Origin of the sequence: Actinomadura flavalba DSM 45200 (assembly GCF_000374305.1) — a bacterium.
GTDB classification, from domain to species: domain Bacteria; phylum Actinomycetota; class Actinomycetes; order Streptosporangiales; family Streptosporangiaceae; genus Spirillospora; species Spirillospora flavalba.
Genome location: NZ_KB894113.1, coordinates 1 through 2,146 on the forward strand (window position 1 = coordinate 1; position 2,146 = coordinate 2,146).

Here is a 2,146-nt window from a genome sequence, read left to right on the forward strand (position 1 = left end):
CCGCTCCGATGTTCGTCACGGCGGAGTTCATCAACAACACCACCGGTGAGATCAAGAGCCAGACGGTGTTCATGGGCGACTTCCCGCTCATGACCGACGTCGGCACCTTCATCGTGAACGGCACCGAGCGCGTCGTGGTGTCGCAGCTCGTCCGTTCCCCGGGCGTGTACTTCGACCGCTCGCTGGACAAGGCGTCCGACAAGGACGTCTACGGGTGCCGGATCATCCCCGGGCGCGGCGCCTGGCTGGAGTTCGAGATCGACAAGCGCGACAACGTGGGCGTGCGCGTCGACCGCAAGCGCAAGCAGCCGGTAACGGTGCTGCTGAAGGCGCTGGGCTGGGACGAGGCGCGTATCCGCGAGCGCTTCGGCGCCTACGAGTCGATCAACGTCACGCTGGAGAAGGACCAGACCACCGGCCAGGACGACGCGCTGCTGGACATCTTCCGCAAGCTGCGTCCGGGCGAGCCGCCGACCAAGGAGTCGGCGCAGACGCTGCTGGAGAACCTGTACTTCAACCCCAAGCGCTACGACCTGGCGAAGGTCGGCCGCTACAAGGTGAACAAGAAGCTCGGCCTGGACCTGGAGACCGAGCAGGGCACGCTCACCGAGGACGACATCGTCGCGACGATCGAGTACCTGGTCCGCCTGCACGCCGGCGAGGAGCAGTCCCCGGTCGGCGGCGTCCCGGTGCCGATCGAGGTGGACGACATCGACCACTTCGGCAACCGGCGGCTGCGCACGGTCGGTGAGCTGATCCAGAACCAGGTCCGGCTGGGCCTGGCCCGGATGGAGCGCGTGGTCCGGGAGCGGATGACCACGCAGGACGTCGAGGCGATCACGCCGCAGACGCTGATCAACATCCGGCCGGTCGTCGCCTCCATCAAGGAGTTCTTCGGCACGTCGCAGCTCTCGCAGTTCCTCCAGCAGAGCAACCCCCTGGACGGCCTGACGCACAAGCGGCGGCTGTCGGCGCTGGGCCCGGGTGGTCTGTCGCGTGAGCGGGCGGGCATGGAGGTCCGTGACGTCCACCCGTCGCACTACGGCCGCATGTGCCCGATCGAGACGCCGGAGGGCCCGAACATCGGCCTCATCGGCTCGCTCGCCGCGTTCGGCCGGGTCAACCCGTTCGGGTTCGTCGAGACCCCCTACCGCAAGGTGGAGGACGGCCGCGTCACCGACCGGATCGACTACCTCACGGCCGACGAGGAGGACCGCTTCGTCATCGCGCAGGCCAACTCACGCCTGGACGACGAGGGCCGGTTCACCGAGTCCAAGGTCCTGATCCGCAAGAAGGGCGGCGAGGTCGAGCTGATCCCGCCCGCCGAGGTCCAGTACATGGACGTCTCGGCGCGCCAGATGACGTCGGTGGCGACGGCGATGATCCCGTTCCTGGAGCACGACGACGCCAACCGCGCGCTCATGGGTTCGAACATGCAGCGTCAGTCGGTTCCGCTGCTGCGCAGTGAGGCGCCGCTGGTCGGCACGGGTATGGAGTACCGGGCGGCCGTGGACGCCGGTGACGTGATCGTGGCGGAGAAGGCCGGTGTGGTCGAGGAGGTCTCGGCCGACTACGTGACCGTCATGAACGACGACGGCACCCGCACCACCTACCGCGTCATCAAGTTCAAGCGCTCCAACCAGGGCACCTGCTACCACCAGAAGCCCCTGGTGAGCGAGGGCGAGCGGGTCGAGGCGGGACGCGTCCTGGCCGACGGTCCGTGCACGGATCACGGCGAGATGGCGCTCGGCAAGAACCTGCTGGTCGCCTACATGCCGTGGGAGGGCCACAACTACGAGGACGCGATCATCCTCTCCCAGCGGGTCGTCCAGGACGACGTGCTCACGTCGATCCACATCGAGGAGCACGAGGTCGACGCGCGCGACACCAAGCTGGGGCCCGAGGAGATCACGCGGGACATCCCGAACGTCTCCGAAGAGGTCCTGGCGGATCTGGACGAGCGCGGCATCATCCGGATCGGCGCCGATGTGGTTCCCGGCGACATCCTGGTCGGGAAGGTCACGCCCAAGGGCGAGACCGAGTTGACGCCCGAGGAGCGGCTGCTGCGTGCGATCTTCGGTGAGAAGGCCCGCGAGGTCCGCGACACCTCGCTGAAGGTCCCTCACGGCGAGCAGGGCAAGGTCAT

The 2,146-nt window shown here is 67.7% G+C and carries 1 protein-coding gene; it reads left to right on the plus strand.

From position 1 onward, the window contains the following. A partial coding sequence (rpoB, locus tag C229_RS0128855; protein ID WP_018658597.1) for a DNA-directed RNA polymerase subunit beta occupies nt 1-2,146 on the plus strand: 2,146 nt, incomplete at both ends.